Annotated in this window: 23 protein-coding genes and 1 other RNA gene; 4 read left to right on the plus strand and 20 right to left on the minus strand. The window is 63.9% G+C overall.

Features of this window, described 5'->3' with window-relative positions:
- Window positions 1-16: 16 nt before the first annotated feature.
- Both AC3CBN_RS07665 and AC3CBN_RS07670 read left to right on the plus strand, forming a co-directional pair.
- Window positions 17-244: a hypothetical protein gene (locus AC3CBN_RS07665; RefSeq protein WP_488636214.1), complete on the plus strand. Its 228-nt coding sequence runs from the start codon at window positions 17-19 to the stop codon at window positions 242-244.
- Window positions 241-396 carry an MFS transporter gene (locus tag AC3CBN_RS07670; RefSeq protein ID WP_488636215.1) on the plus strand — a complete coding sequence of 52 codons (156 nt, stop codon included), beginning with the start codon at window positions 241-243 and terminating at the stop codon, window positions 394-396. Before AC3CBN_RS07665 ends, AC3CBN_RS07670 begins: the two co-directional genes overlap by 4 nt.
- Window positions 397-652: 256 nt before the next feature.
- Here the strand turns inward: AC3CBN_RS07670 and rpiA are convergent, their stop codons facing one another.
- From rpiA to AC3CBN_RS07700, 6 genes are all read right to left on the minus strand, one after another.
- The gene (rpiA, locus tag AC3CBN_RS07675) at window positions 653-1,291 is read right to left on the minus strand and encodes a ribose-5-phosphate isomerase RpiA (protein ID WP_488636216.1); all 639 of its coding nucleotides are present in this window, start codon (window positions 1,289-1,291) and stop codon (window positions 653-655) included.
- 26 nt (window positions 1,292-1,317) lie between these two features.
- Window positions 1,318-1,782 carry an EVE domain-containing protein gene (locus tag AC3CBN_RS07680; protein ID WP_488636217.1) on the minus strand — a complete coding sequence of 155 codons (465 nt, stop codon included), beginning with the start codon at window positions 1,780-1,782 and terminating at the stop codon, window positions 1,318-1,320.
- A complete protein-coding gene (locus tag AC3CBN_RS07685; protein WP_488636218.1) occupies window positions 1,779-2,399 on the minus strand; it encodes a 5-formyltetrahydrofolate cyclo-ligase in 621 nt (206 codons plus the stop codon). Before AC3CBN_RS07685 ends, AC3CBN_RS07680 begins: the two co-directional genes overlap by 4 nt.
- A 95-nt stretch (window positions 2,400-2,494) precedes the next feature.
- A non-coding RNA gene (gene ssrS, locus AC3CBN_RS07690) (6S RNA) lies at window positions 2,495-2,681 on the minus strand.
- A 6-nt stretch (window positions 2,682-2,687) separates the two neighbouring features.
- Window positions 2,688-2,996: a cell division protein ZapA gene (locus tag AC3CBN_RS07695; RefSeq protein WP_488636219.1), complete on the minus strand. Its 309-nt coding sequence runs from the start codon at window positions 2,994-2,996 to the stop codon at window positions 2,688-2,690.
- A gap of 7 nt (window positions 2,997-3,003) precedes the next feature.
- Window positions 3,004-3,243 (minus strand): TIGR02449 family protein, encoded by a 240-nt coding sequence (locus AC3CBN_RS07700; protein WP_488636220.1) that lies wholly within the window; start codon window positions 3,241-3,243, stop codon window positions 3,004-3,006.
- Window positions 3,244-3,345: 102 nt separating this feature from the next.
- Here AC3CBN_RS07700 and AC3CBN_RS07705 point away from each other — a divergent pair, with 102 nt between their 5' ends.
- Window positions 3,346-3,909 carry a UPF0149 family protein gene (locus tag AC3CBN_RS07705; protein ID WP_488636221.1) on the plus strand — a complete coding sequence of 188 codons (564 nt, stop codon included), beginning with the start codon at window positions 3,346-3,348 and terminating at the stop codon, window positions 3,907-3,909.
- Window positions 3,910-3,950: 41 nt separating this feature from the next.
- The gene (locus AC3CBN_RS07710; RefSeq protein ID WP_488636683.1) at window positions 3,951-5,216 is read left to right on the plus strand and encodes an aminopeptidase P N-terminal domain-containing protein; all 1,266 of its coding nucleotides are present in this window, start codon (window positions 3,951-3,953) and stop codon (window positions 5,214-5,216) included.
- Between the two features lie 27 nt (window positions 5,217-5,243).
- Here the strand turns inward: AC3CBN_RS07710 and AC3CBN_RS07715 are convergent, their stop codons facing one another.
- The 14 genes from AC3CBN_RS07715 to pepQ form a co-directional block, all read right to left on the minus strand.
- Window positions 5,244-6,449, minus strand: coding sequence for a CaiB/BaiF CoA transferase family protein (locus tag AC3CBN_RS07715; RefSeq protein WP_488636222.1), 1,206 nt, complete (start codon window positions 6,447-6,449; stop codon window positions 5,244-5,246).
- Between the two features lie 64 nt (window positions 6,450-6,513).
- Window positions 6,514-8,385, minus strand: a complete 1,872-nt coding sequence (locus tag AC3CBN_RS07720; RefSeq protein ID WP_488636223.1) for a glycoside hydrolase family 127 protein — start codon at window positions 8,383-8,385, stop codon at window positions 6,514-6,516.
- Window positions 8,385-10,568, minus strand: a complete 2,184-nt coding sequence (locus AC3CBN_RS07725) for a formylglycine-generating enzyme family protein (RefSeq protein ID WP_488636224.1) — start codon at window positions 10,566-10,568, stop codon at window positions 8,385-8,387. Before AC3CBN_RS07725 ends, AC3CBN_RS07720 begins: the two co-directional genes overlap by 1 nt.
- 10 nt (window positions 10,569-10,578) lie before the next feature.
- Complete coding sequence (locus AC3CBN_RS07730; RefSeq protein WP_488636225.1) at window positions 10,579-11,520, minus strand: ribokinase; 942 nt, start codon at window positions 11,518-11,520, stop codon at window positions 10,579-10,581.
- A complete protein-coding gene (locus AC3CBN_RS07735; RefSeq protein WP_488636226.1) occupies window positions 11,517-12,803 on the minus strand; it encodes a serine hydrolase domain-containing protein in 1,287 nt (428 codons plus the stop codon). Before AC3CBN_RS07735 ends, AC3CBN_RS07730 begins: the two co-directional genes overlap by 4 nt.
- Window positions 12,804-12,876: 73 nt before the next feature.
- Window positions 12,877-15,141, minus strand: a complete 2,265-nt coding sequence (locus tag AC3CBN_RS07740; RefSeq protein ID WP_488636227.1) for a TonB-dependent receptor — start codon at window positions 15,139-15,141, stop codon at window positions 12,877-12,879.
- A gap of 300 nt (window positions 15,142-15,441) precedes the next feature.
- Window positions 15,442-16,332, minus strand: coding sequence for a LysR family transcriptional regulator (locus tag AC3CBN_RS07745; RefSeq protein ID WP_488636228.1), 891 nt, complete (start codon window positions 16,330-16,332; stop codon window positions 15,442-15,444).
- A gap of 81 nt (window positions 16,333-16,413) precedes the next feature.
- Window positions 16,414-18,759, minus strand: coding sequence for a sodium:solute symporter family transporter (locus tag AC3CBN_RS07750; RefSeq protein ID WP_488636229.1), 2,346 nt, complete (start codon window positions 18,757-18,759; stop codon window positions 16,414-16,416).
- An 80-nt stretch (window positions 18,760-18,839) separates the two neighbouring features.
- A complete protein-coding gene (locus tag AC3CBN_RS07755) occupies window positions 18,840-19,691 on the minus strand; it encodes an HpcH/HpaI aldolase/citrate lyase family protein (protein ID WP_488636230.1) in 852 nt (283 codons plus the stop codon).
- A gap of 306 nt (window positions 19,692-19,997) precedes the next feature.
- Complete coding sequence (gene cydX / locus AC3CBN_RS07760) at window positions 19,998-20,132, minus strand: cytochrome bd-I oxidase subunit CydX (RefSeq protein ID WP_488636231.1); 135 nt, start codon at window positions 20,130-20,132, stop codon at window positions 19,998-20,000.
- A 15-nt stretch (window positions 20,133-20,147) separates the two neighbouring features.
- Window positions 20,148-21,278 (minus strand): cytochrome d ubiquinol oxidase subunit II, encoded by a 1,131-nt coding sequence (gene cydB, locus AC3CBN_RS07765; protein WP_488636232.1) that lies wholly within the window; start codon window positions 21,276-21,278, stop codon window positions 20,148-20,150.
- Between the two features lie 10 nt (window positions 21,279-21,288).
- Window positions 21,289-22,866 carry a cytochrome ubiquinol oxidase subunit I gene (locus tag AC3CBN_RS07770; RefSeq protein WP_488636684.1) on the minus strand — a complete coding sequence of 526 codons (1,578 nt, stop codon included), beginning with the start codon at window positions 22,864-22,866 and terminating at the stop codon, window positions 21,289-21,291.
- On the minus strand, window positions 22,866-23,108 hold the full coding sequence (locus AC3CBN_RS07775) for a cytochrome oxidase putative small subunit CydP (protein ID WP_488636233.1): 243 nt from the start codon (window positions 23,106-23,108) through the stop codon (window positions 22,866-22,868). Before AC3CBN_RS07775 ends, AC3CBN_RS07770 begins: the two co-directional genes overlap by 1 nt.
- Window positions 23,109-23,317: 209 nt before the next feature.
- Window positions 23,318-24,640 (minus strand): Xaa-Pro dipeptidase, encoded by a 1,323-nt coding sequence (pepQ, locus tag AC3CBN_RS07780; protein ID WP_488636234.1) that lies wholly within the window; start codon window positions 24,638-24,640, stop codon window positions 23,318-23,320.
- Window positions 24,641-24,675: the final 35 nt, after the last annotated feature.

A 24,675-nucleotide genomic window follows, 5' to 3' on the forward strand; every position in this document is an offset into this window, starting at 1 on the left:
CCTGCGGGGATGTCCCGTGCCCGGCTGGAAGCCGGTCGAGCGTGATAGCCGTATCACCCTCCTGCTTTATCACTCGCAGTTTCCGCAGGTGGATGCTGGCAGCAAGCGACTGGCAACGAGCGGAAAGACGGCGCGTTTTCCGCCGCAAAAGGAGCCCAATCGCGAGCAGGGCGATGCGGAGATGTCTATCGAGTACGCCATTCCCACCGAGCGAGCGGGTTCCTGGAAATGGCCAACTCAATGAGTCATCTGCCGCTGCGCAAGGGCGGTCGGTATTGGGGGTTGTTCCGCGAAGTCCGCAACGAAGATATCTGGCGGGAGGTGCTGCTGGTCGAGAGCTGGTTGCAGCACCTGCGCATGCTCGATCGCATGACGCTGGCCGACAAGACGTGTTGATCGACCGGGTGAGGGCGTTGCACGAGGGCGACGAGCCGCCACGGATCTCGCTGGGTGTGACGTACCAATCCACTATTTACGGCGGCGAAACAAGTGGTTCGCCGTAAAGACGGCTAAACGCGAACAAAGGTCTGGCCGAAGCATTCGATGAAGCATGCTTCGAGCCAGTGCCGTGGCAAGATCGAATCCTCACTCCAGTCCTCTCTCCCACGGAGACTACCTTTGGGTCGCCCGGAGGGGAGAGGGAGTTACGGCATCAGAGCACTTTGTCACCCACCAGCACTACATTGGCCGCGCGGCGGGCGAACAGCCCCACGCTCACGATGCCCGGAATCTGGTTGAGATCGTTCTCCAGCGCCACGGGGTCGACGATCTGCCAGCCGTGCACGTCGATGATCCAATTGCCGTTGTCGGTCACCACGCCATCACGCCACACCGGATTGCCGCCACGCTTGGCGATCTCGCGGCCGATGAGGCTGCGCGCCATGGGAATCACCTCGATCGGCAGCGGGAACTTGCCCAGCACGTTCACCAGCTTGCTCGAATCGATGATGCAGATGAACTTTTCGCTGGCCTCGGCCACGATCTTCTCGCGCGTGAGCGCAGCACCGCCACCCTTGATCAGGCGCTTGTGCGTGTCGCATTCGTCGGCGCCGTCCACGTAGAGCGTGAGCGGACCAGTGCTGTTGAGATCGAGTACCGGAATGCCCAGACGCTTAAGATGCTCGGTGGATTGCTCCGAGCTGGACACCGCACCCTGGATGCGGTCCTTCAGGTCGGCCAGTGCGTCGATGAAATAGGCGACGGTGGAGCCAGTACCGACACCGACGATCGCGCCGTCCTCGACGTAACGGATGGCGGCTTCGCCGGCCTGGCGTTTTTCGTTGGCGCTCATGGGATGGTTCCGATAAGGAGTAAGAGTTAATCCATAGCCAGGATGTGGCGCCATTCGGCGGCACCCACTGGCATCACTGAGAGACGGTTGCCCTTGCGTACCAGCGCCATCTCGGCCAGCGCCGGATCGGCCTGCAGTTCCTTGAGCGCAAGCGTGCGCTTGAGCTTCTTCACGAACTTCACGTCCACCAGCACCCAGCGCGGCTTGTCGCGCGAGCTGGCGGCGTCGAAGTACTTGCTCTTGGGATCGAACTGGCTGGGATCGGGATAGGCGTCGGTGGCCACTTCGGCGACACCGACGATGCCGGGTTCTGCACAATTGGAGTGGTAGAAAAAGACCTTGTCGCCCACGCGCATGCCGTCACGCATGAAGTTGCGCGCCTGGTAGTTACGTACGCCGTCCCAGGCTTCCTGGCCCTTGCGCTTCAAGTCGTCAATGGAGAACGCATCCGGCTCGGATTTCATCAGCCAGTACTGAGCTTGCTTGGTCATGCGCGGGCCTCTCCATCCTCGCCGGTGGCGTGACAATCGATCAGTTCACGATCGGTGGCGATGTAGTCCAGGGGCACATCCCAGGCCTCGGCATCGATCTGCGGCAACTCCTGGAACGCATAGGCTATACCCACCAGTAATGGCTCGGTAGGACGCACCTGTTCTTTCAGGAAGGCGAAACCGCGATCGTAATAGCCGCCACCCGTGCCCAGCCGGTTGCCCTGGCGATCGAAGGCCAGCAGCGGCACCAGTACAAGGTCGAGCTGGAACGGTTCCAGCAGCTCATGTGGTGACACAGGCTCGGGAATGCCGTGGCGGTTGGGCTGAACGTCGTCGCCAGCCTGCCATGGCGCGAAGCGCAGACGATGGTTGGGCCCTATCACCGGGAGCAGGAACTGCTGGCCGCGGGTGGCCAATGGCGGGATGACGAGGTTCAGCGGCAGCTCGCCGCCGCAGGCCCAGTAGCCGGCCACACGAGCGTCGGTGAGGTATTCGGGCAGTTGCTCAAGGCTGCGTCGCAGACCCTGGGCGCCCGCGATGCGCTGCGGGGGCGTCAGTGCGCGGCGCTGGTCGGCCAATTGCCGGCGTAGTTCGCGTCGCTGGGCGGTGGCGTCCACGTTCGCGTCTCCTGCAAGGCGGGCCCGCGGACGTGCTGCGAGCGGTCCTGAGCCGTACGGCGCCGGATGGCGCCGTACGGTTAGGGTAAGAGGTGGCGTTAACCGCGATGCCGCTGCCCACCGAACGACCTTGATCCACGATGGATCAGGTGGGAGGGCGACATGGTCTCGAGGCTTTCCGCACGCGGCGGACATGCACAACAACCGATGAAAAGCCGACCCGGGGCCGTATTTAGGAACAAGGCAAATGTAAGAGTGTGCTGGCGCACACCGCAGATAACGCCGTGGCTATTTTATGTGGGCGTCGAGTGCGGCTTCAAGCTTGCGTCGCAATGCGGCGATTCCCTCGGTCACGCCCTGGTCACTGCCAGTGTGCGTCTTGCGCAGGGCAAGGAACTCGTGCGTGACGCTGATGGCAGCCAACACCGCCAGGCGATCGAAGCCCGGCGCCTTGGCGTTGGCACGCAACTCGCGCATCTTGCGGTCGAGGTAGGCTGCGGATTCCAGTAGACCTTCGCGCTCTTCCGGCGCGCAGGCAATCAAGAACTCGCGGTCGACGAGTCGCAGTGCGACCGGTTCGTTGGCGGGGGTGCTCACGCTGCTCTCAGCCATTGTTCTCGAGCGCCTTTAGTCGCTGGATCATTGCTTCGACGCGGCTGCGCGCCTGCTCGTTGCGCGCCATCAGACCTGCGCGATCGTTTGCCAACTGTTCCTGGCTATGCCGCAGGCTACGGTTCTCTTCGGTCAGCCGGCGCACGGTGTCCAGCAGCCGATCGAGCTGCTCGCCCAAGGCAGCAAGCTCTTGCTTGACGGGGTCTGGCTTGACGGTTTCAGGCGCGCTCATGGGCGGAAACTATAACAGGAGGCCTGCCGAAAACAGCAGGCTGGGCGGCGTTCCGTGAAGCCCTGCATTAAACTTCCAGCTTGCCTAAGAAGGAGTACCGCCATGGCCGCCAACGAGCTGATCGGCTACGACGAACTGGACGATACCGTCGCCCGTCTGCGGCTGGGCGTCCAGCCCAGCGACCTGCATGGTTCGCTATGCGGTTTCCTGGCCGGTGGCGGCCAGGTCGGCAAGCAATCGCTGATCGAGACGCTGCACCTGGACGCCGAGGTGGCTACGCCATCCGCAGCCGACCAGTCCATGTTCGACAACCTGGTGAAACAGACCCAGGCCGAGCTGGCCGATCCTGAACTGGGCTTCGAGCCGCTGCTGCCGGCCGATGACCGGCCACTGCCCGAGCGCGCCGAATCGCTGGTCGACTGGTGCCGTGGCTTCCTGGGCGGCTTCGGCCTGGCTGGCGCTGAGGCGCATGGCAAGTTGTCCGACGAAGCGCAGGAGATATTGCGGGACCTGGGCACCGTCGCGGCGTCTTCGTTCGATTTCGGCGACGAAGGCGAGGATGAGGACGCGCTTATCGAAGTGCACGAATTCGTGCGCATGGGCGCCATGCTGCTGTTCGCCGAATGTGCCCGCCGGCCACAGTCCAGTAATGACACCGTGCATTGAATATCTCGGCTGAGGAATACGCCCGCCGCCGTCGCCAACTGATGCGTATGGCGGGCGAGGAAGCGGTGCTGCTCGTGGCCGCTGCGCCCGAACGTGTGCGCAATGCCGACGCCAACTGGCCGTATCGGCAGGATTCGGATCTGCACTATCTCTCGGGCTTTCCCGAGCCCGACGCCGTGCTGGCGTTGTTGCCGGGACGCAAGCACGGCGAGGCCGTGCTGTTCTGCCGTGAGCGCGATGAGGAACACGAGCGCTGGCACGGCGAATCCATCGGCACCGATCGCGCCGTCAGCGAGCACGCCATGGACGATGCGTTTCCCATCGACGACATCGACGACATCCTGCCTGGCATGATCGAGGGTCGTGCGCGCGTCTATTGCCACTTTGGTCGTGAGCCGGAGTTCGACGCGCGATTGCTCGGCTGGATGCGTCGTCTGCGCCAGTTGCGCGGCGGCGGCGTGGTGCCCAAGGAGTTTGTGGCGTTGGGTCATCTGCTGCACGACCTGCGGCTGTACAAGTCGCGGGGCGAACTGAAGCTGATGCGCACTTCCGCCGCGATTGCCGCCGAAGCACACGTGGCAGCCATGGGTGCGGCCGTGTCCGGTCGCCACGAGTACGAAGCGGAAGCGGAAATCCTTCGCGTGTTGCGCAGCCGCGGCGCCGTTCCGGCGTTCCCGCCAATCGTCGCCAGTGGCGTCAATGCCTGCGTGATGCACTACACCGCCAACCGCGCATTGCTGCGCGATGGCGATTTGCTGCTGGTCGACGCGGGCGCGGAAGTGGACTGCTATGCGTCCGATATCACTCGCACGTTCCCCATCAATGGTCGGTATAGCAAAGAGCAGCGCGCACTGTATGAAGTGGTGCATGCCGCGCAGTTGGCGGCCATCGATGAAGTGTTGCCTGGGCGCGCCTTCAGCGCTGCGCATGAGGTGGCCGTGCGTGTGATTGCCGAAGGCCTGTGCGCGTTGGGTTTGCTCAAGGGCAGCGCCGACGACGCAATCGCCGAAGGCAGCTACAAACGCTTCTTTCCCGCCAAGACCGGCCACTGGCTGGGCCTGGACGTGCATGACGTGGGGGACTACCGCGTGGACGGCGAGCCACGGCTGCTTGAGCCCGGCATGGTGGTGACGGTGGAGCCGGGCATCTACGTGCCGCCGGGCGATCTCAGTGTCGCCGAGCGGTGGCGCGGCATTGGTATCCGCATCGAAGATGATGTCGCCATCACGCGAGATGGCAACGAGGTGCTGACGTCGGGCGTGCCCAAGGACGCGGTCGAGATCGAGGCACTGCTGGCCGCGCGCTGAAGGCGGTGCGGCCAAGGGAGAGCCGCGTCAGTCATCACTTCTGGGCAGGAACGCACCGATGGACGTGAGGACCTCGGCGCCGTCCTGGTTCAGTGCCGGCGCGGCGAATGCCGCAGGCCCCGGCGTACGGCCAAACTTGATGGGATGCGCAACGCCGCGGTAGCGACCCACGGCGGGGTGCCGGAACGTATCGATCATGCCCTCGGCCAGCACCTGCGGGTGCTCGAACATGTCCTCGATGCGGCGCGCGGCGGCGCTCGGCACTTCGTCGCCAAACAGCGCTTCCCATTCCAGTGCGCTGCGAGTGGCCAGTGCTTCGTGCAATTGCGGCACGATGTCGGCGTAGTGTTCGGCACGCTTGCGCACGGTGTCATAGCGCGGGTCGTCGCGCAGGCGTTCCAGTCCGGTCTTCTCGCACAGCGCGCGCCAGAAGTGAGGCGTGTTGGCCGAGATGTAGATGTAGCCATCGCGTGTGGGATGGATGCCGGTGACGCCTCCCGAGCGCATATCGCGGCCGATGTCGAGCGATTCGCCTTCGGCCCAGATCATGCGTGCTGATTGCATGGTCAACGCACTGCGCAACAGCGATACGCCCACGAACTGGCCTAGCCCGCTGCGTTCGCGCTCGAACAATGCCGACGACACGCCAGCGGCAAGCAGGGCGGCGGCGTAGTAGTCCACCACCGAGCCATAGATCACCTCTGGTGGCCCACCGCGCTTGCCCTGCAGCGCGCACATGCCGGTCATGGTCTGCAGCACCTGGTCGTAGCCGGCCTTGTCCTTCATGGGGCCGGTTTCGCCGTAGCCGGTGATGGCGCAATAAACCAGGCGCGGATTGATGAGATTGAGGCGATCGTGGTCGATGCCCAGACGCTCCGCCACACCGGGACGGAAGTTGTGCACGAGAACGTCGGCGTCACGCACCAGCTTGAGCAGCGCGGCGTGATCTTCCGCGCGCTTGAGGTCGAGCACGATGCCGCGTTTGCTGCGGTTGACTCCGAGGAACGCGCGACTCTCGCTCGCCAGTGTGGAAGGATACTGGCGCAGGTTGTCGCCGCCGGGCGGTTCGATCTTGATGACGTCCGCGCCCTGGTCGGCCAGCAGCGTGCATCCGTAAGGTCCGGCGATGTATGCGCTCAGGTCCAGCACGCGGATACCGGCGAGGGGTCCGGCCTGCCCGTGGGGTGCTGCGTTCGACTCAGGCGAAAGGGTTTCCATGCGTTGCGTGTTCACTCGTTTTCAGGTGCCCCGTGCGGAGATTCACTCTGCAACAGAGGGTGTGAAAGAAGAAGCTGCGTTAGCTAGTTTCTCGCTGCACAAATCCTTGTGTGATCGCATCACGGCGACTGGGTGCCAGTGGTAACCATGTCAGTCGCCACGCGCCATCCACGCGTCCACCGGCGCAGAAGTACGGCGCAAATTCCAGCGGCGGCCGATAGCCAAGTTCAAGGCGTACAGTCGGCGGCTCATTCGGCGAGGTTGCGCGAAAGTTCAGCCACTCGCTGATGTCACCTTCCGGCAAGCGCACGGTTTCCTCGGCCTTGAAGCCGTCGATGAGCCCGGTGGCGTAGACCAACGGACCGCAGGTGATGGCGACATACTCGAAATGCAGCACTTCCTGCCTGACGTCGCTGCCATCGGGCGCTTTCGATTCCTGCACGTTGCGGTTGATGGCGCGATGAAGCGTTGGTTGCATAGGAAGCTGCAGCGTCACCGTATCGCCGTCGCGCCATTCGCGTTCGATCGTTGCATAGTCGCCCGGTGTCATCGCCACGGTGAGCGACTCGCCGTTGATGCGCACTCGTGCCTCGGTGGCCCACGAAGGAATGCGTAGCCGAAGGGCGAATCGCGCCGGTCGATCGGTGCCCACGCGCAGGTCAATGTTGCCGTCGAACGGATAGCGCGTCTCTTGCTGGACGACAACGATCTGACCATTCACATCGAAGCGTGTTTCGCTTGCGCCATACAGGTTCACATTGAGCGAACCGTCATCACCGCGCACATAAGCAATCGCCGGCAATTCTTCCAGCGCCATCGCGCCACTCGACTTGCAACAACGCCAGTAGGTCGTGTGTACGCGCTTGCCATTGGGGAAGACGTAGTAGCACCAGTCCTCACCGTTGGGTGCCTGTGCGGCGAGCAAGTCGTTATAGGCTGAGCGCTCAATCTCCTCGGCGTAACGGGCTTCGCCGGTGATGATGAGCAGCTCGCGGTTGAGCTGAATCCACGCGAGCGTGGAGCACGTTTCCACGTACGCATAGGGACTGAACACGCCCGGCGCGTTGAACACCTCGCGCGACCGATGCGCCACGCCGCCCCAAGGGCCGCCGCCGAGCGTGAGATGCCGCTCGCGGATGCTGCGCCAGAGGTTGTCCACCGCCACGCGGTAGTCGTGGTCGCCGGTGGCGCGGTGCAACTTGGCGAGACCCACCAGGTTCCACGCCAGCTGATAGGCCTTGCCGGTGGCGATGAAGGCGGCATCGGTATCGGCCAGGGCGCGCGTCAGCAGGGCGAGATCGCGCTGGCCGTTCGCTTGCGCAAGGATGCGCCGGGAGAGCTCGAGATAGCGCGTCTCGCCGGTAACCAGATAAAGCTCCACTGCCGGGTCCATCAGCACGGTGGCAGACAGTCCGAAGTGATTGCCCAGTTCGGTGATGTCGATGCCGCCGTCAGTCAGCGCGTGCAGGCACAGGTCGCCGATGCGGCTGGCGGCGTCAAGGTAGCGTGCAGTCGGGAAGTGCTTGTGTACCTCAAGCAGGCCGAGCACCAGGTAGGCGTGTGTCCAGATATCCCATGTGCGCACGCTGGGTGCGCCATCCCAGCTCACCGGTTTGGGCGCCTGCTGCACCATGAAGCGATGGTCGATCGCGTAGGTGCCGAGATAACCGTCGGCGTCCTGCACGGAGACGAGATAGTCGGCCACGCGATGCACGTGCGCGCGCAGCGTGGCATCGCCGCTGCGCGCGGCAGCCTTGGCCGCGGCGTACAGCCACTTGCCGGCGTGTTCGCCGTACCAGTCGCCGGCGCGATTGTCCTGTCGCTTATCAGGTGCAAACAGTGCGATGGCAGGGCTGTGTTCGTCGACGATGAAGTGCGAGAGGCGGCCCTGAAGATTGGTGCGCAGGGCGTCGCCCAGCAGCCCGTCGAGGCGTGTGACCGGTGCGGGCATCAGGCGGCATCCACCACGCAACGGAAGCCCACGCAGGCAGAGCGGTCCTTGCACGGTGCCATCAGAAGGTACTTGCCGTGCTGGTCGAGACGGTAGGCTTGCGGAAAGTACCAGTGCGAGGTCTGCGGCTGGTAATGGCTGCCACCACGCAGCACCGCGGCGCGCGTATGCTCGTCGTGGAATTCGTCGGTCCACTGCCACACGTTGCCGACCAGGTCCAGCACGCCGAAGGGGCTGGCGCCCTGCGGATGGGCATCGACGTCAGCAGGTGGCGTGAGAATGCGGCCACGGTGAACGGCCGGCACGCGCGATTCATCCCACTCGTTGCCCCACGGATACAGGCGTCCATCGGTGCCTTGTGCCGCGTACTGCCATTCCCATTCACGCGGCAGGCGCTTGCCCGCCCAGGCTGCATAGGCGCGTGCATCCTCGATCGACACCCAGGTCACCGGCTTGCTCTCCCAACCCGGCAGCGGCGCGCCATCGCGCCAGTGGCTGAGGAAGTGATGATCGTCTTCGGGGCGCCAACCACTGTCCTTGAGGAAACGGAGGAACTGCGCGTTGGTGACGGGCGTGCGGTCGATATGGAACGCATGTAGTTGCATGCGATGGCGATGGTGACGCCGCGCGCTGTTCTCCCACGGATACTGCACGTCGTTGCCATCCCACGTCTGGCCCTCGATCTCCACGCCACCCACGACAAAATCGAAGTCGCCGCCAGGAATGGCGATCATGCCTTCCGGTGCCTTCGCGGCCCGCGCGGTGGCCTCGACGGGCACGATGTGCTGTGGAAGCGACTGCCACTCCTTCGACAGTGAGCGCAGTGGCGTGGCCGACCACTGGCGTGCGCGCTGAAGGAATTCATTGAGGCCATCGATGCGCGCGCCATTGCGCAGCGCAAGCACGCCGCCGAAGCCGCGACCTTCCATCGGGAATGAGAAAATTGCCTGTTCTTCCGCGATCCGAGGCTCGAGCGCGGTGCCGTGCCAGATATCGAAGTAGCGTGTGCCATCCACGTGCGGAATGCCGAGCTGCTCGCCATCGACGTCGTACTCGTTGCGGTTCACCATCGTCCACAGCGCGTAGTCGGCAAGCGGAAAGCGACTGGCGAAGACGCCTGCCTGCAGCGTGCGCTCGTAGGGTCGCCAGTCCATGCTCACCATGGCCGGCGCGAACTGGCGCTCGATGGCGGCAATGCGCCGCAGCGATTCGGCATCGCGTGGCGTGAGCTGGTTCCAGATACCCCAGACGTTTTCCCACGCGTTGTAGCCGATGCCGTTGAAAAAGATGTACTGCAAGTCGTGATTGCGGTCGCGGCCCCAGCGGTTTTCATAGTTGATCATGTGGCGCGGTTCGAGCCACTTGAACTTGGCCACGGGCGGAATGACGTCGTTCGGTGCCTTCTTGCCCCAACTCTGCACGTTCCAGTTGAGCTGCTCTTCGGCGCTGATGGTGGACTCCGGTTGCAGCACCACGGGCCGACCGGCTTCATCGCACGCGGTGAAGAATGTGCGCGGCACGCCGTTGTAGGTGTCGCCGTTCACGCCATCGGCGTTGACCGCGGCGACGAGCTTCGCCATGCCCTGCCAGTCGTTGTCCCGGGCCGGTCGCGTGCCGTTGTCCCAGGGCATGGTCGGCAAAAAGACACGTACGCCGCGGCGATGGAAGTCTGCGACGGCACCACGCAGTCCTTCGATGCCGCCGGGCAGGTCGAAGGCGAGATCGGTCTTGTTGCGATCATCGATGCCGATGTTGGGATAGACGAACCAGATCAGCACGCTGTCGATGCCGCCGAAACGCGCTTCCAGGTCGTCCAGGTAGCGATCGACCGTGTAGCAGCCCGCCACCGGATCATAGAAGTAACGATCCTCGACCATCATCTGCGCATGGACGAAATTGCGCTGCGCCCACTGTAGCTCGGCACGGCGATAGTTGGCGTCGTCGAAACCGATGCGCGTGAGGTGTTCGCGTCGCCAGTCGATCAGTTCCGCGATCCAGTCGTCGGCGGTGCCGTCGACATCCATCTTCCAGTGCCCGATCTCCGCGAACGGCCAGCCGGGTGCCTTGCCCGGCGTGGGCAGGTAACGGCCGGTAGTGACGTGGGAAAACTTGTACTCGGTGCGCACGTGGGGACGGAGGGTGTCGCCGTCGTCGTCGGTGGAGAGATCGGGTGAAGTCGTCATGGATGCGGAATCAGGCGAGGGAAGGTGGGGAGGTGTCGTGAGCGTGCAGTGGCGTGGTGGCGGCGCAAGCGAGGAGCGCATCGACCTCATCGCGGGTCGGTATGCCAGCTTGCGCGCCAAGACGGGTGCATGCCAGTGCGGAAGCGGCGGTAGCGCGTTGCAGTGCGCAGGCAAAGGGTTGGCCGATATTGAGCGCGGCCACCAGGCTGCCGCAGAACGTATCGCCCGCCCCGGTGGTGTCGACGGGCTCGATGGTGAAGGCCGGTTGCTCGATGCGTTCTTGGTTGACGCGGGCCACACAGCCGCGCCCGCCCAGCGTGACCACTACGCAAGGGTTGTCCAGCGCGGTGATAGCGGCATCCATGTCGTGCATGCCGGTGAGCTGTGTCAGTTCGGTTTCGTTGACGATGAGGATATCCACCAGGCTCAAGAGTTCCGCCGGAAGCGCTTGCGCGGGCGCGGCATTGAGCACGGTGACCACGCCGGCTTCGCGTGCCACGCGTGCCCAGGCGATCACGCTCGCGAGCGGCGATTCAAGCTGCATCAGCAGATGACTCACGCCCGACAACGAAGGCAGGTGATGGGGCTGCAGCGCAAGGTTTGCGCCCGGCGCCACCGTGATGGCGTTCTCGGCGGTATCGGCGAGACAGACGAAGGCGACGCCGGTGGGCTCTTTCGCACGCATCACCACCAGTTCCACGCCGGCGTTGCACAGCGAGGCTTCCAGTGGAACGGCGTGTGGATCGTCGCCCAGCGCCACCAGCATGCGCGTGGGCGCACCGCCGGCTCGCGCGCAGGCGACGGCCTGGTTGGCGCCCTTGCCACCGGGGAAGCTGGTGAACTCGCGGCCCAGTACGGTTTCGCCCGGTGCCGGCACATGCGTGGCGCGCACCACGAAATCGAGATTGGCAGAACCGGCGACGAGCACGGTGCTCGGGTAGATGGCGGTCATGGCAGCGACTGATAGACGAGGTTGTAGAACGGGCGGCTGATGTGCGGCAGGTCTTTCACGCCATCGCGTGGCAGGTGCTGCAGCAGCAGGATGGCGACGAGCCGCTCCTGCGGATCGATCGTGTAATACGTCGATGCGGCGCCGGACCAGCCAAACTGGCCGTTCGAACCGAGCTGCCCGCGTCGTGCCGCGTCGATCACCACGTAGCCACCGATGCCGAAACCCTCCGCGTCGCTGAACTGCGTGACGGGCGGATCGAGCATGGTGAGATGGTTGCGCATCATCAGCTCAACCGACTTGCGGTTGAGCAGGCGGGCGCCACCCAGCGCACCGCCATTGAGTAGCATCTGGGCGAAGCGCGCATAGTCGCCCGCGGTGGAATACAGGCCGCCTGCACCACTGGCGTACGCATTGAGCGCTTCACCGGGATGGCGCGCGCTGTTCGTTTCGGCCACAACCAGCGTGCCGTGCGCGTCCATGGTGGTCAGGTCGACGACGCGCGAACGCTGTGCAGGCGGCACGCTAAAACCCGTGTCTTGCATCTTCAGCGGCGCGAAGATTCGCTGCTGCAGGAATCGGTCGAACGGCTGATTCGACACGACTTCGACCACGCGGGCCATCAGTTCGATGGATGCGCCGTCGTAGCCAAAGCGGATGTCCGGATCGGCCGCCAACGATACGTGGCTCATGCGCTCGGCGAACTCGCGAAGGTCGCGGCTGCCGTGTGGATCGATACGCTCCATGCGTTTGGTCGCTTCCCCATCGCTCTTGAGGCCTGCAGGGAATCCGGCCGTATGGGTGAGCAAGGCATGCAGGGTAATGGGCCTGCTGGCGGGGCGTAGTGCGGGTGCGTCAGCAGTGCCACCGATCATCACCTGTGGCGCATCGAAACCGGGCAGGTAGCGCGACAGCGGATCGTCCAGCGAGAGGCGCCCTTCTTCCACCAGCATCATCACTGCGACCGACGTCACCGTCTTGGTCATGGAGTAGATACGGAAGATATCGTCCTTGCGCATCGGCTGGCGGCGCGCGAGGTCGCGATGGCCGTAAGCCTGCCAATCGACGATGCGGCCGTCGCGCATCACCAGCGACACAGCACCCAGATAGCCCTGTGCATCGGTGGCCTGGCGAAGATAGTCATGCAGGCGTTCAAGGCGTGCGGCGGGCTCATCATGGGCGGGTGCCGATGCTTCCTGCGCCTGCAACGTCGCCGCCGCCGTGGCGCACAGCGCGATGGTGGCCGTGGCCAGCCATCGGCATGCATGCTTGCGAAACTCGCTCATCGACACTCCTACCCTGGCAACGGCACCCCGCGTTTTGCCAGGCGCCGTGCCAACCTTGTCCGTCACGCCGCCGTCAGAACGTGATCGAATAGGTGACCGACGTGACGCGGCCGCGGCCCGCCCAGTAGTTCTGGTAACCGGCCAGCTGTGACCAGGTGAGGATGTACTGCCTGTCGAACAGGTTCTCCACGCCCAGCGAGAGCCTGCCGCTGCGGCCCATGTCGTAGTTCACGCCCAGGTCCCACAGGGTGTAGCCATGGGTCTGCTCCTCGTAGCTGAAGGTGGCGCCGTCGTACGGACGGGTAGCCGAGCCCGAGATATGGCGACCGAACAGCGAGGTGAAGCCCAGCGTGGCATCGGCGTTGGCCAGGAAGTTCCAAATGACCGAACCGGCCAATTTGTCCGGGTTGATGTCCAGCACGCCCATCGGCTTCTTCAGGTCGCCCGCCTGGTAGCGGCCGGCCGGATCGGCCGCCCAGAACGACGTGTCGCCCTTGATGTGCGAGTAAATGCCGGTGACTTTCCAGGTCGGACTGATCTGCCAGTCGCCGGTCAGTTCCGTACCTTCGATACGCACGGGGGCACGTGACACGATGAAGTCGTTGGTGTGCGGATCGATCGCCAGCGACGCGCCGAACGGCGACTTGGAGATGTAGTGCGTGGCACCAAACGAGGCGAAATCGCCGCGCCAGTTGAAGCCGAATTCGTCGTTCTTGAAGATGATCGGCTGCAGGTCACGAATGCGATCCACCGACTGACCCGGCACGTTGATGTTGCGCAGCGGGATGCCGATGTTAGGCAGCGTGAAACCTTCGCTGTAGGACGCAAACGCCGACCATTCGTCGGTAATGCGCCAGATGCCGCCGATGTTCTTCAGGTTCTCCTTGTAGCTCAGCCTGCCACCCTGGACGAACACGCGTTTGCGGTAGTAGGTGGTGGTGTAGCTGTCGACCTTGAGCGTGTCATCTTCGTGGCGTATGCCGCCGCTAAGCGTGACCGGACCGATGTCGTAGGACAGCTGCAGGTACGGCGCCGTGCTGTCGTACTTCATCGGCGGCACCCACAGGCGATCGGTGAGGGCAAGGCGCTGGTCAGCCTGGTCCTTCACGTAGTCCACACCGACGTGCAGTTCCAGACCGGTGACGAAAAGATCCGGGCGTGTCCACGACGTGCGGATGCCCTTCTTGTTGGCGCGGATCTCCGACTGGTCCCACAGCGTTCCGAGGGGCGCGATCAACGGGTCTTGCTTGTCGTCGGTGAGTTCCGGCAGGTAACGCATGGCCTGGTCGGCCTTGTACACGTTGATGTCCAGCGCGCCGCCAAGGAACTTGTTGTGCGTGTACTCCACCGCGTACTGCTCAAAGTCGTTGAAGGCATCCTTCGAGCCGAAGACATGGCCTTTCTCCGAGGTGTTGGTGCGCGGCACGTCGCAAGGCGGACTGTCGGTCGGGCCGCGGCAGCCGAGCACCTGGTAGTAATCACCCTTGCCGTCAACTTTGAAGTGGCTATAGGACGCCTGGACCCGCTGATCGTTGCCCTCACCGAAGTTGTAGCCGGCCTTCAGGAAAATGTTGTTCGAGAGCGAGTCGGCCAGCGAGCCGCTGGTGTTGAGGCCGATGCGACGACCGTCGCCGTCGTAGGTAACGCCGCGGTCGATGTGCGAACCGGACAGCAGCACGTCGTAGGAGTCCTGCTTGCGCGCGAACGTTACCCCTGTCTTCCAGCCGCCGCTGTCACGCGGTCCCTGCGTCTGATAGCGCATGGTCACCGCCGTCTCGTTGCCTTCCTTGGTCGGCACCTTCGAGATGTAGTTGATGATGCCGCCCGCCGCGCCGATGCCTTCGGAGGCGGCCGGACCGTTGATCACTTCCACGCGGCCCACGATGCCCATGTCGGTGAACGTGCCGTTGCGCGTGCCTTCGCGCAGCGGCGAACCCTGGGGCACGCCGTCAAACAGGCGCAGCGGAATGCGGCCGCGCAGCGTTTCACCGGTGTTGCTCATGGCCTGTGAAGATTCGGCATAGCCCGGCACGGCGCGTGCGAGCACGGCGGTGGCGTCTTCGGTGACCAGCAAGGTGTGCTGGATCTCGGCCTTGCCCACCACGGTGATGGCACCGGGGATCTCGTCCACCGCCTTGGGTGTGCGCACGCCGGTCACGATGACCTGTTCGAGATTGGTAACCTTTTCTTTCTTCTTCGCGTCGGTGTCTTTCTTGTTCTTGTCCGCGCTGGTGTCGTTCGCCGGCGTCGCGCCCTGCGCGTCCTGCGCATAGGCGTGCGCGCCCATGACGGAGAACAACAGGAGGCTGCTGATCGCTACGGTGAGTGGCTTGATCATCGATGGGTCTCGTTGTTATGCAGTCGTCCGTGGGTGTGCAGAAGCACACCCGGCTCATCGCAACCGATGGCCAGGAACGTTTGCTGTGGTGATTCGCCGGCGACGTGCTCTCTCCCCAACGTCCCGACGGCCCCGCTCTGTTACTGGAGGCGAGCCTATATCGCGACGCAGTCCGCATATAACCGGCGCGGACTATGTTCAGAGACTAGTTTTTGTTGCTTACGAACCAAGCAAAAATGTGTCGCGACGCAGCAAACAAAGTGGTTTTCGCGCGCGCTGGATGAGTGCATCCCCGCGTGTTTACGATGCCGTGCGCGCTGCGATTTGCGTGGCTTTTCGCGCTTCCTGCAACAAAACGGATACCAATCGCACGCGCACGCTCGAGCGCGACCACACGATGCCGATGCGTCGCGGTACTGCAGCATTCGGCAACGGAATGCGCACCAGTTGCAGGCCTTCGGGCCACGGTTGCGCCCAGTCGGGCACCAGCGACACGCCCAGTCCGCGATCGACCATCACCGCGATCGCGTTCAGCGCGTTCAGCTCGAAACGCTCGCGCGGCACGATGCCATTGGCGCGCAGGTAGTCATCAGCCTGGCGTCCGCCCCATTGGTTGCGGTCGTAGCGGATCAGCGGCTCGCTGGCGAGCAGCTCGTGCGCGTCGCGTCCGGCCATGCTGCGCGGCGCCAGCACGATCAGCGGCTCTTCACGCAGCAGTTGCCATTCGCAGGTCTTGGGCAGCGGGAAGGGTGCCTGCAGCACTACGGCAGCATCGAGGTCGCCATCTTCCACGGCGCGGTAGAGGTCCACCGAGAAGCCCGGCTTGATGAATACGTTGATCTGCGGGAAAGCCTCAACCATGCGTGCGAGGATGTCCGGCAGCATGCCTGCCAGCGCCGTCTGGCAGGCGCCGAGCCGCAGTTCGCCGGAGACGTCGCTTTCGTTGGCGATGCTGCGCAGATTGGCCACCTGCCGCAGCAGGTCACGCGAATTTTTCAGGATGCGCGAACCTTCCTCGGTCACGCTCACCGTGCGCCCGACGCGGGCGATCAAGGTGGCGCCGATCTCACGCTCCAGCGTGCGGATCTGCTGTGCCACGGCCGCCGGCGTGATGTTGAGCACACGCGCGGCCGCAGCCATCGAGCCCTGGTCGACGGTGATGATGAAGGTATGCAAAAACTGGGTTTCCACGAAACGTCCACCTCGCCTTTGCCGCAGGCTACCTGACATCCGGCTGGTGTCGCCATGGACTTTCGGCCCATGGCGCGTGCGTCATTCCGTGTCGCGGTAGATCGTCAATCCCTTCAGCGAGCGTGTGGGCGCCGGAAAACACAGGCTCGCCAGATAGCCGATCACGATGCATAGCAAGATCGAGATGGCCAGATAGAAGTACGGATGCACCAGCTTGAACGACCAGGCGATCAGCGTAAGCAAAATGCTGGCACCGATGCCGATCGCCACACCGGGTGCGTTTGCGCGTTTCGTGAACATGCCCAGTGTGTACGCGCCGGCGAAACCGCCGCCAAGCAACCCGGCAAGCTCGATCGACACGTCGAACAGCGAGTGCACGTCAAAGCGCGAGAGTAGCAGCGCGGAGGCGATGCCGATCAGGCCCACGACCACGGTCATGATCTCGGCGAAGAACACGCTCTTCTTCTGGGAATTTTCGCCGGCCAACCGGTCGTAGAAATCGACCGAGATCAGCGTGGCTACGCTGTTCATGATGCCCGAGAGCGTCGCCATGGCTGCCGCGAAGATGCCGGCGACGATCAGGCCTGTCACGCCCATCGGCAGCTCGGCGGCGATGAACAGCGGGAAGGTGGCGTCGATCGGAAGCAGCGGATTCATCCGCTCCGGGTGCGCCTTGTAGAACACGAACAGCGCCGTGCCGATCAGGTAGAACACGAAGCCGCCGGGAATCATGATGGCGGCGAACGCCCAGATGGAACGGCCCGCGTCCTTGTCCGACTTGGTGGACAGCGTGCGTTGCATCAGCACCTGGTCCTTGGGAAAGGTCAGCACCACGTCGAACAGCACCAGGAAGACGAAGCCCCACACCGTGGCCTTGGAGAGATCGAAGCTGAAATCGAACAGCTTCATCTTGTTCTCGGCCGTGGCCACGTGCATGAACTCGCTGACGCCGCCATGCAGGCCCCAGACGATGAAGCCAATGGCGAAGATGGCGCCACCCATCTTTACGATGACCTGTACGAAGTCGGTCCAGATCACCGCCTTCATGCCACCCATGGCGGTGTAGATGATGGTGAAGCCGCCCATCAGGATCACGCTCCACGTCACGCTGATGCCGGTGATTGTGGCAATGGCGAGCGCGGGCAGGAACAGGATCACACTCATGCGGCTGCCGATCTGGGTGAGGATGCACAGCGCGCTGGCCAGCATGCGGATGGCCGGGTGGAAGCGCGTTTCCAGATATGAGAACACCGACATCAGGTCCAGCCGGCGCAGCAGCGGCACGATCCACACCGCCACGAACATCAGGCCGAACACCGCGATGAGGTTGTTGGTGAGGTACTGCCAGTTGCTCTCGAACGCCTTGGCCGGGATGGCGATAAAGCTGATCGAACTGGTATTGGCCGCATACAGGCTCACGCCTGCAGCCCAGAACGGAATACTGCGCCCGCCCACGAAGAAGTTCGACGTGGAGTTGCGCTTCTCGCGCAAATAGAAGTACAGGCCGATGCCGATCATGGCGGCGAGGTAGGCCACGATGACGATCCAGTCCAGCCAGCGCAACAACAGCTTGCCCGATTGCACCTGGGCCGAGACAACCTGGGCGTCCTTTCCACCGGCCGTGGGCATGGCCCATAGCAGGCCATCCTTCCACGCGGCAGCGGCAACCGGATCCTTGGTCGAAGCGCCCGGCAGTGTGGTCCAGGAGCCGGTGATGGTCTGGAAGGTGGCTGGGCGCGCTTCCGCCTGCTCCGTGCTACGCACCAGATACATGATGTGCGCCTGGCCAATGGCACGTGCCGAGGCAGGAACCACAACGCCTGGCACAGTGGAACGTTCTTTCCACCCGCCATCGGCCGACCAGCGCCACAGGCGCTCGTGACCATCCAGCCGCGGTGTGGTGACGAACACACCCGCGGTCTGCACCGCCAGCGATGTGGCCTCGGCGTTCTCCGGCCAGCCTTCGCGATCGATCCACTGCGGACGCTCGCCGGCAAGCGTGAGTTGCAATAGGTGATGTTGTCCATGGGCGGCACGGCCGGCCACATAGACGGCCGTATCGGTGGCTGCTGCCTGTGCGTGCGTGAGCGCCGAAGGCAGGGCGGGCAGCGGCTGAAATGAGAGCGTGTCGTCTTGAAGCGCCAGACGCGCCACGCCTGTGACCGCACCCGCGGCGCCGGTCAAGGCGTAGGCCTGCGTACCGTTGCCGAATACGGCCACGACCGCCTGGCCGGCATCAGCCGGTTGCCAGTGCAGCGCGCGCCACCGGTTGTTGTCGAGCGCGAGTGGGCCGTCATCGGTGAGCGCGACGGGGTGGCCATCGACCGCCACCAAAGCCTTTACCGAGCCTGCCTCGATGGCAGGCAATGTGCTGGCGCGCATGGGCGTGAGTGTGTCGGCTGCGGTGGGCCAGGCGATCAGCGACATCAGGCATGCAATGAGCAGGTGAATCAATCTTGCGTTGAGGCGTACATCCGAAGCCCGCCTTGCTTGCCGCTGTATCCCCATCATCGCTCCAAAGTTGCCAGCATCGCCTGCGCGCGCTTGATAAACGGCAGGTCGATCATCTTGCCATCGACCACGAAGGCGCCGCGTCCGGCGTTCTCCGCGAGGCGTGCGGCCGCGACGATGCGTCGCGCAGCATCGAGTTCCGCTTCCGTTGGCGCGAATGCGGCGTTGGCCAGCGCCACCTGACGCGGATGGATGCAGCTCTTGCCAACGAAACCGAGTCGGCGCGCCATCCTGGCTTCGGCAGTGAAACCATCGGGATTCTCCAGGTCGGCGAAAGCGCCGTCGATGGCGAAGACCCCGGCCTGCGCCGCAGCCATCTTCATTGCAAACATCGCCGCATGCACGTTCGCCACGTCCTGGCGCGCCATGCCGTACGGTTCGAACAGGTCGGCCAGGCCCAGCTGAAGGCCCGCTACGCGTGGATGCGCAGCGGCTATGGCCGTGGCGAAAGCGAGTGAGCGCGGCGTCTCGATGTTCACCAGCAGGCGAATCGGTTCGCTGAGGCCGTTGGCAGCTTCGGCGCGCTCAAGCACGGCGATGGCATCGAGCAGCGCGGCAACTGATTCGATCTTGGGTAGATTGATCAAGGTGGTGCCGTGGCGCGCAACGGCTCGGATATCCGCTTCGAAATGCGCCGTGTCCGGAGCATTCACGCGCACGATGATCACCTTCGTCGCGTCGCGGACCGTGGTGGACGCCACGAATTCACCCACATGTTCACGTGCTTCCTGCTTCAACGCGGGAAGCACGGAATCCTCCAGGTCCAGCGAGAGCGCGTCAGCCTGACTGGCCAGTGCCTTGGCGAACAATTCCGGCCGAACCCCGGGAACAAAGAGCTTGCTGCGCATTGGGTCGTCCGTCGGCTGCCACGTTCTTGGTGCGGGCGAGTGTGCGTGACGAGTGGTGCGCGAATCGAGCGAACGCGGCATGTTCAATCGATAGTTTTTGTATCGATTGATGACAGGCGTGGTGCTGCGACGCGGCGTAAAAGCCTGGGAGAACGTAGATGCCGCAGGTCTTGCGGGACCTGGTTTTGCATGCTGCGACTGCGTCATGCAGGCACTGCGAAGAGGCGCTGCCCCTTGGCAATGAAAAGCCTTCGACACCCGCCGGTGCCGAAGGCTTTGAGGTTGCGCAGGGCGTTGCCGGGAAACTCAATGACCCGTCGGCGGCCGCGGCTCCTTCCGCCGGTGCGCTTCGTCCGTGGCATCCATCTCGTACCACATCGCGTTGAGGATGCCGAACGCGGCGGCGAGGCCGAGGCCGAGAATCCAGGAGAAATACCACATGGCGTCGTTCCTCTCTCAGTAGCCGTGGCCGGACTGGCGCACATGTTCCAGCGTCACGCGACCGCGAAGCACGCGGAACACCCAGCTGGTGTAGATGATGATGATGGGCATGAAGACCGCCGTGGCGCCCAGCATCACCGCCAGTGTGCCCTTGCTGGACGACGCATCCCACACGGTGAGGCTGGAGCGCGGGTCGAGGCTGGAGGGCAGCAGGAACGGGAACAGCGCGAAGCCTGCGGAAAGAATGGTGCCCACCACCATCAGGCTGCTCCAGATGAAGCAGCCCAGGCCCTTCTTGCCCACGCTCAGTTGCACGCCGATGGCGCCCAACACGCCAAGCACAGGTGCCAGCCAGAACCACGGATACTGCATGTAGCTCGCAAACCAGCTGCTGCCGTGCGCCACTTCTTTGTACAGCGGGTTGGACACGCCGCCGGTCACCACCGGCCCGACGATCGCATAGCCGGCGACGCCATAGGCCAGCCAGATGCCGGCGAGTACGTAGAACACCACGTAGGCCAGTGTGGTCCAGCGCGCCAGGCGTGCCGCGCGGTCGGCGATGACATGGTCGGCCTTGTAGGCAGCCCAGCAGGCGCCATGGCTCAGCAGCATGGTCAGTGATACCAGGCCAGCCACCAGTGCGAACGGGTGCAGCAGTTCGAAGAAGCTGCCGTGCCATGTCATGCGCAGGTTGCCGTCGAACTGGAATGGCACGCCAAGAAACAGGTTGCCGAACGCGACACCGGAAATCAGCATCACGATGACGCCCGATGCGGTCAGCACCCAGTCCCACAAATTGCGCCAGCGCGCATCGTGGACCTTGCCTCGGAAGTTGAAGCCCACCGGCCGCACGATGAAAGCCACCAGCACGATGAAAATGGCCAGGTACATGCCGGAGAACGACACCGCGTAGAGCATCGGCCACGCCGCGAAGGCAGCGCCACCGCCAAGGATGAACCACACCTGGTTGCCTTCCCACGTGGGTTCGATGGTTTCCAGCAGCACCAGCCGTTCGTCATCGGTGCGCCCCAGCACGCGCAACAGCGCAGCGATGCCGAAGTCGAAGCCGTCCATCACGGCGAAACCGATCAGCAGGATGCCGAGCAAGGCCCACCAGATCACCCGCAGCGTTTCATAGTCGAACATGGTGTTCTCCTCAGGCCTGGGCGGGGGCAGTGGTGGCGATGGCTGCTGGTTCGGCGGGTGGCCATAGGCCGAGTCCATCGGGACCCTTGCGTGCGTACTTCACCATCAGCACCGCATCGATGACCGCAAGCACGCTGTAGAACAGCACGAAGCCGCCCAGAGAAGTCCACACCTGACCGGCCGTCACGCTGGACACGCCCAGCGCCGTCGGCAGCACTCCTTCGATAGCCCACGGCTGGCGTCCGTGCTCGGCCACGATCCAGCCCAGCTCAGCGGCGAGCCATGGCAGTGGCAGGCTCCACAGTGCGAGCTTGAGATACCAGCGGTGCTTGTCGAGCTGGCGCTTGCTCGCCTTCCAGAACGAGAAGGCAAACAGCGCGATGAAGTAGAAGCCGCAGGCCACCATCAGGCGGAACGCCCAGAACAGCACCGGCACATTGGGAATCGTGCTGTCCGCGGCCTTCTGGATGTCCGCTGGCGTGGCCTGTCGTGGATCGTCGATGAAGCGCTTGAGCAGCAGCGCGTAGCCAAGATCCTTGTCATGCGCCGCGAGAATCGCCTTCGCTTGCGCGTTGTTCCTGTCCTCGCGCAGCACCAGCATGGCGTCATAGGCGCGGATGCCGTTATCGATTTTGACCTTGGTGTCTTCCACCAGGTTGGCGATGCCCGGAATCGGCTTGTCGATGGAGCGTGTGCCGATCAAACCCATCACCCAGGGAACGCGCACTGCATAGTGCGTGGTCTTGTTCTCCACATCAGGGATGCCGAAAATGGTGAACGACGCCGGAGCCGGCTCGGTTTCCCACATGGCCTCGATGGCGGCCATCTTCATCTTCTGGTTTTCCGAGACGGCGTAACCCGATTCGTCGCCGAGCACCACGACGGAAAGTGCCGCGGCCAGGCCGAAGCTGGCGGCCACCGTCATCGAGCGCTTGGCGAAATCCACGTTGCGTCCGCGCAGCAGGTACCAGGCGCTGATCGACAGTACGAACATCGAGCCGAGCACATAACCCGCGCTCACCGTATGCACGAACTTCGCCTGAGCCACCGGGTTGAAGAACACCTCGGCGAAGGAGGTGACTTCCATGCGCATCGTCTCGGGGTTGAAGGCCGAGCCCACCGGGTTTTGCATCCAGGCGTTGGCGATCAGGATCCATAGCGCGGAGAGACTTGTGGCCAGCGCGAGAAACCAGGTCACCAGCAGGTGCGTGACGCGCGAGACGCGGTGCCAACCCATGAAGAACAGACCCACCAGCGTGCCTTCGAGGAAGAACGCCATCAGGCCCTCGATGGCCAGCGGCGTGCCGAACACGTCGCCTACGTAGTGCGCGTAGTAGGCCCAGTTCATCCCGAACTGGAATTCCATGGTGACGCCGGTGGCGACACCCATGGCGAAGTTGATGCCAAACAGCACGCCCCAGAACTGCGTCATGCGCTTCCAGACTTCGCGCCCGGTCATGACGTAGACGCTCTCCATGATGGCGAGCATCCACACCAGACCCAGCGTGAGTGGTACGAACAGGAAGTGGTAGAGCGCAGTCAGCGCGAACTGCAGGCGTGAGAGCGTGACGACATCGGCGTCGATGATCATGGGCTGTCTGCTTGCGTAGTAGAAGAAGAGGGCGCCGGCGCGAGCAAGTGCTCGATCGCGGCAGGGCGGGTATCGGGGCGCACATACAGCGCCATGGCCACCCACCAGATCAGCGCGAGCAGCACGATCTTGGCGATGACCAGCAAGATCAATTCACGACCCAGGCGACGTAGCGGTGGTCGTGGCAGGTCGGTAGATGCCGCTTTCGTTGGAACCGGTGCGATGGTCTGCATGGACATGCGACAAGCCCCTTGCTGTACCTGGGGCGAGCATACGCAGTGGATGTGAAGTTGTCGTGCGGAGGGTTGACGCAGCGGTGGATAGACGCAGACGCTGAAAACGCCTAGCGAAGGCGCCGTGCGTTCGTGTAGGGGTTGCCTGAGCAACCCGCCCGGCAGTAGCGGGCGGTATATCGCGCGACGGGCGGCCGGAACGACCCCCGTTCGAGTCAGATCAGCGCAAAGGCATCGCGGGTGAGGTTCTCCGGTGCGCCATCGGTGCACACCACATCGTCCTCGATGCGGATGCCGCCGTAGGGGCGGAAGCTGTCTACCTTCGACCAGTCGATGTCGCTGGCAACCGGCTTGTTGCGCAGCTCGTCCAGCAGCATGTCGATGAAGTACAAGCCCGGTTCGATGGTCACCACCATGCCCGGTTCGAGTACGCGAGTCATGCGCAGGTACGGATGGCCTTCCGGGCGTGCGAGGGCTCCGCCGCGCTCGCTCGCCTGGAATCCCGCCACATCGTGCACCTGCAGGCCGATTGGGTGACCCAGGCCGTGCGGGAAGAACGTCGAGGTGACGCCCGAAGCCACCGCGCTTTCGGCGCTCATGCGGATGATGCCGTGCTCGCGCAGCACATTGGCGAGCACCTGGTGTGCGTGGATGTGCAGCTCGGGATAACTCTGGCCGGCGCGAACCTTGGCAACGAAGCCCTGCTGCGCGGCGTCGACACTGTCGATCAGCGCCTGAAATTCGTCGTGGCCATGGGCTGCATAAGTGCGTGTGATGTCACTGGCGTAACCGGCGGCGCTGCCGCCCGCATCGATCAGAAACGAGCGGCTCTGTGCTGGCGCCACGCGGTCGAAGTGGGTGTAGTGCAACACCGCACCGTGTTCGTTGAGCCCCACGATGCTGGCATAAGGCAGCTCGGCGTCGATCTGGCGTGCAGCAGCGAGATACGCCATGTGGATACCGAACTCGCTTTCACCGGCGCGGAACGCCTGCTCGGCAGCGTGGTGCGCGCGTGTGCCAATGCGGCTTGCTTCACGCATCAGTTCCAGCTCATACGGTGTCTTGTACGAACGATGCCAGTGCAGATAGTCGAGCACGGCCTGCGGATTGTTTGCTTCGGCGCCCGGCACATTGGGGCATCCGGGTCCGATGATGGCGCGGCGCGTATGTGCCCCTGGCAACTTGGCCACTGCATCGGTCGCGTTGCGCACGATCTCGATGTCGAAGTGCTCCACCCAGTAACCGCTGGGCGCATCCGGCACGACGTGCCAGTAATCCTTGGGCTGCAGGAAGATCAGCCGGGGCTTGTGGCCCGGCGTGTACACGATCCAGCTACCTGGCGTGTGGGCCAGCGGCAGCCAGTGGCGAAAATGGGGGTTGGCGATGAACGGATAGTCCTGGTCGTCGAGGAACTTGCGCAGCGGCGTGCTCGCGGCGATTACCAGGTGGTCAAACCCGCCCAGGGCGAGCGCCTTGTCCGCACGCGCGCGCAGCGTAGCCAGGTGCTGGGGATAAAGCGGGGCGAGACGATCGTGCATGGCGGCTCCAGGCGGTGCCTGCGGCGCAGGCGACC

This window comes from Dyella sp. OK584, from assembly GCF_057787755.1.

Coding starts and splice junctions, on each gene's coding strand:
- AC3CBN_RS07670 (WP_488636215.1), top strand. CDS start 241: ATGAGTCATCTGCCGCTGCGCAAGGGCGGTCGGTATTGGGGGTTGTTC.
- rpiA (WP_488636216.1), bottom strand. CDS start 1,291: ATGAGCGCCAACGAAAAACGCCAGGCCGGCGAAGCCGCCATCCGTTAC.
- AC3CBN_RS07680 (WP_488636217.1), bottom strand. CDS start 1,782: ATGACCAAGCAAGCTCAGTACTGGCTGATGAAATCCGAGCCGGATGCG.
- AC3CBN_RS07700 (WP_488636220.1), bottom strand. CDS start 3,243: ATGAGCGCGCCTGAAACCGTCAAGCCAGACCCCGTCAAGCAAGAGCTT.
- AC3CBN_RS07705 (WP_488636221.1), top strand. CDS start 3,346: ATGGCCGCCAACGAGCTGATCGGCTACGACGAACTGGACGATACCGTC.
- AC3CBN_RS07710 (WP_488636683.1), top strand. CDS start 3,951: ATGCGTATGGCGGGCGAGGAAGCGGTGCTGCTCGTGGCCGCTGCGCCC.
- AC3CBN_RS07720 (WP_488636223.1), bottom strand. CDS start 8,385: ATGCCCGCACCGGTCACACGCCTCGACGGGCTGCTGGGCGACGCCCTG.
- AC3CBN_RS07725 (WP_488636224.1), bottom strand. CDS start 10,568: ATGACGACTTCACCCGATCTCTCCACCGACGACGACGGCGACACCCTC.
- AC3CBN_RS07730 (WP_488636225.1), bottom strand. CDS start 11,520: ATGACCGCCATCTACCCGAGCACCGTGCTCGTCGCCGGTTCTGCCAAT.
- AC3CBN_RS07735 (WP_488636226.1), bottom strand. CDS start 12,803: ATGAGCGAGTTTCGCAAGCATGCATGCCGATGGCTGGCCACGGCCACC.
- AC3CBN_RS07740 (WP_488636227.1), bottom strand. CDS start 15,141: ATGATCAAGCCACTCACCGTAGCGATCAGCAGCCTCCTGTTGTTCTCC.
- AC3CBN_RS07750 (WP_488636229.1), bottom strand. CDS start 18,759: ATGTCGCTGATCGCCTGGCCCACCGCAGCCGACACACTCACGCCCATG.
- AC3CBN_RS07755 (WP_488636230.1), bottom strand. CDS start 19,691: ATGCGCAGCAAGCTCTTTGTTCCCGGGGTTCGGCCGGAATTGTTCGCC.
- cydX (WP_488636231.1), bottom strand. CDS start 20,132: ATGTGGTATTTCTCCTGGATTCTCGGCCTCGGCCTCGCCGCCGCGTTC.
- cydB (WP_488636232.1), bottom strand. CDS start 21,278: ATGTTCGACTATGAAACGCTGCGGGTGATCTGGTGGGCCTTGCTCGGC.
- AC3CBN_RS07775 (WP_488636233.1), bottom strand. CDS start 23,108: ATGTCCATGCAGACCATCGCACCGGTTCCAACGAAAGCGGCATCTACC.
- pepQ (WP_488636234.1), bottom strand. CDS start 24,640: ATGCACGATCGTCTCGCCCCGCTTTATCCCCAGCACCTGGCTACGCTG.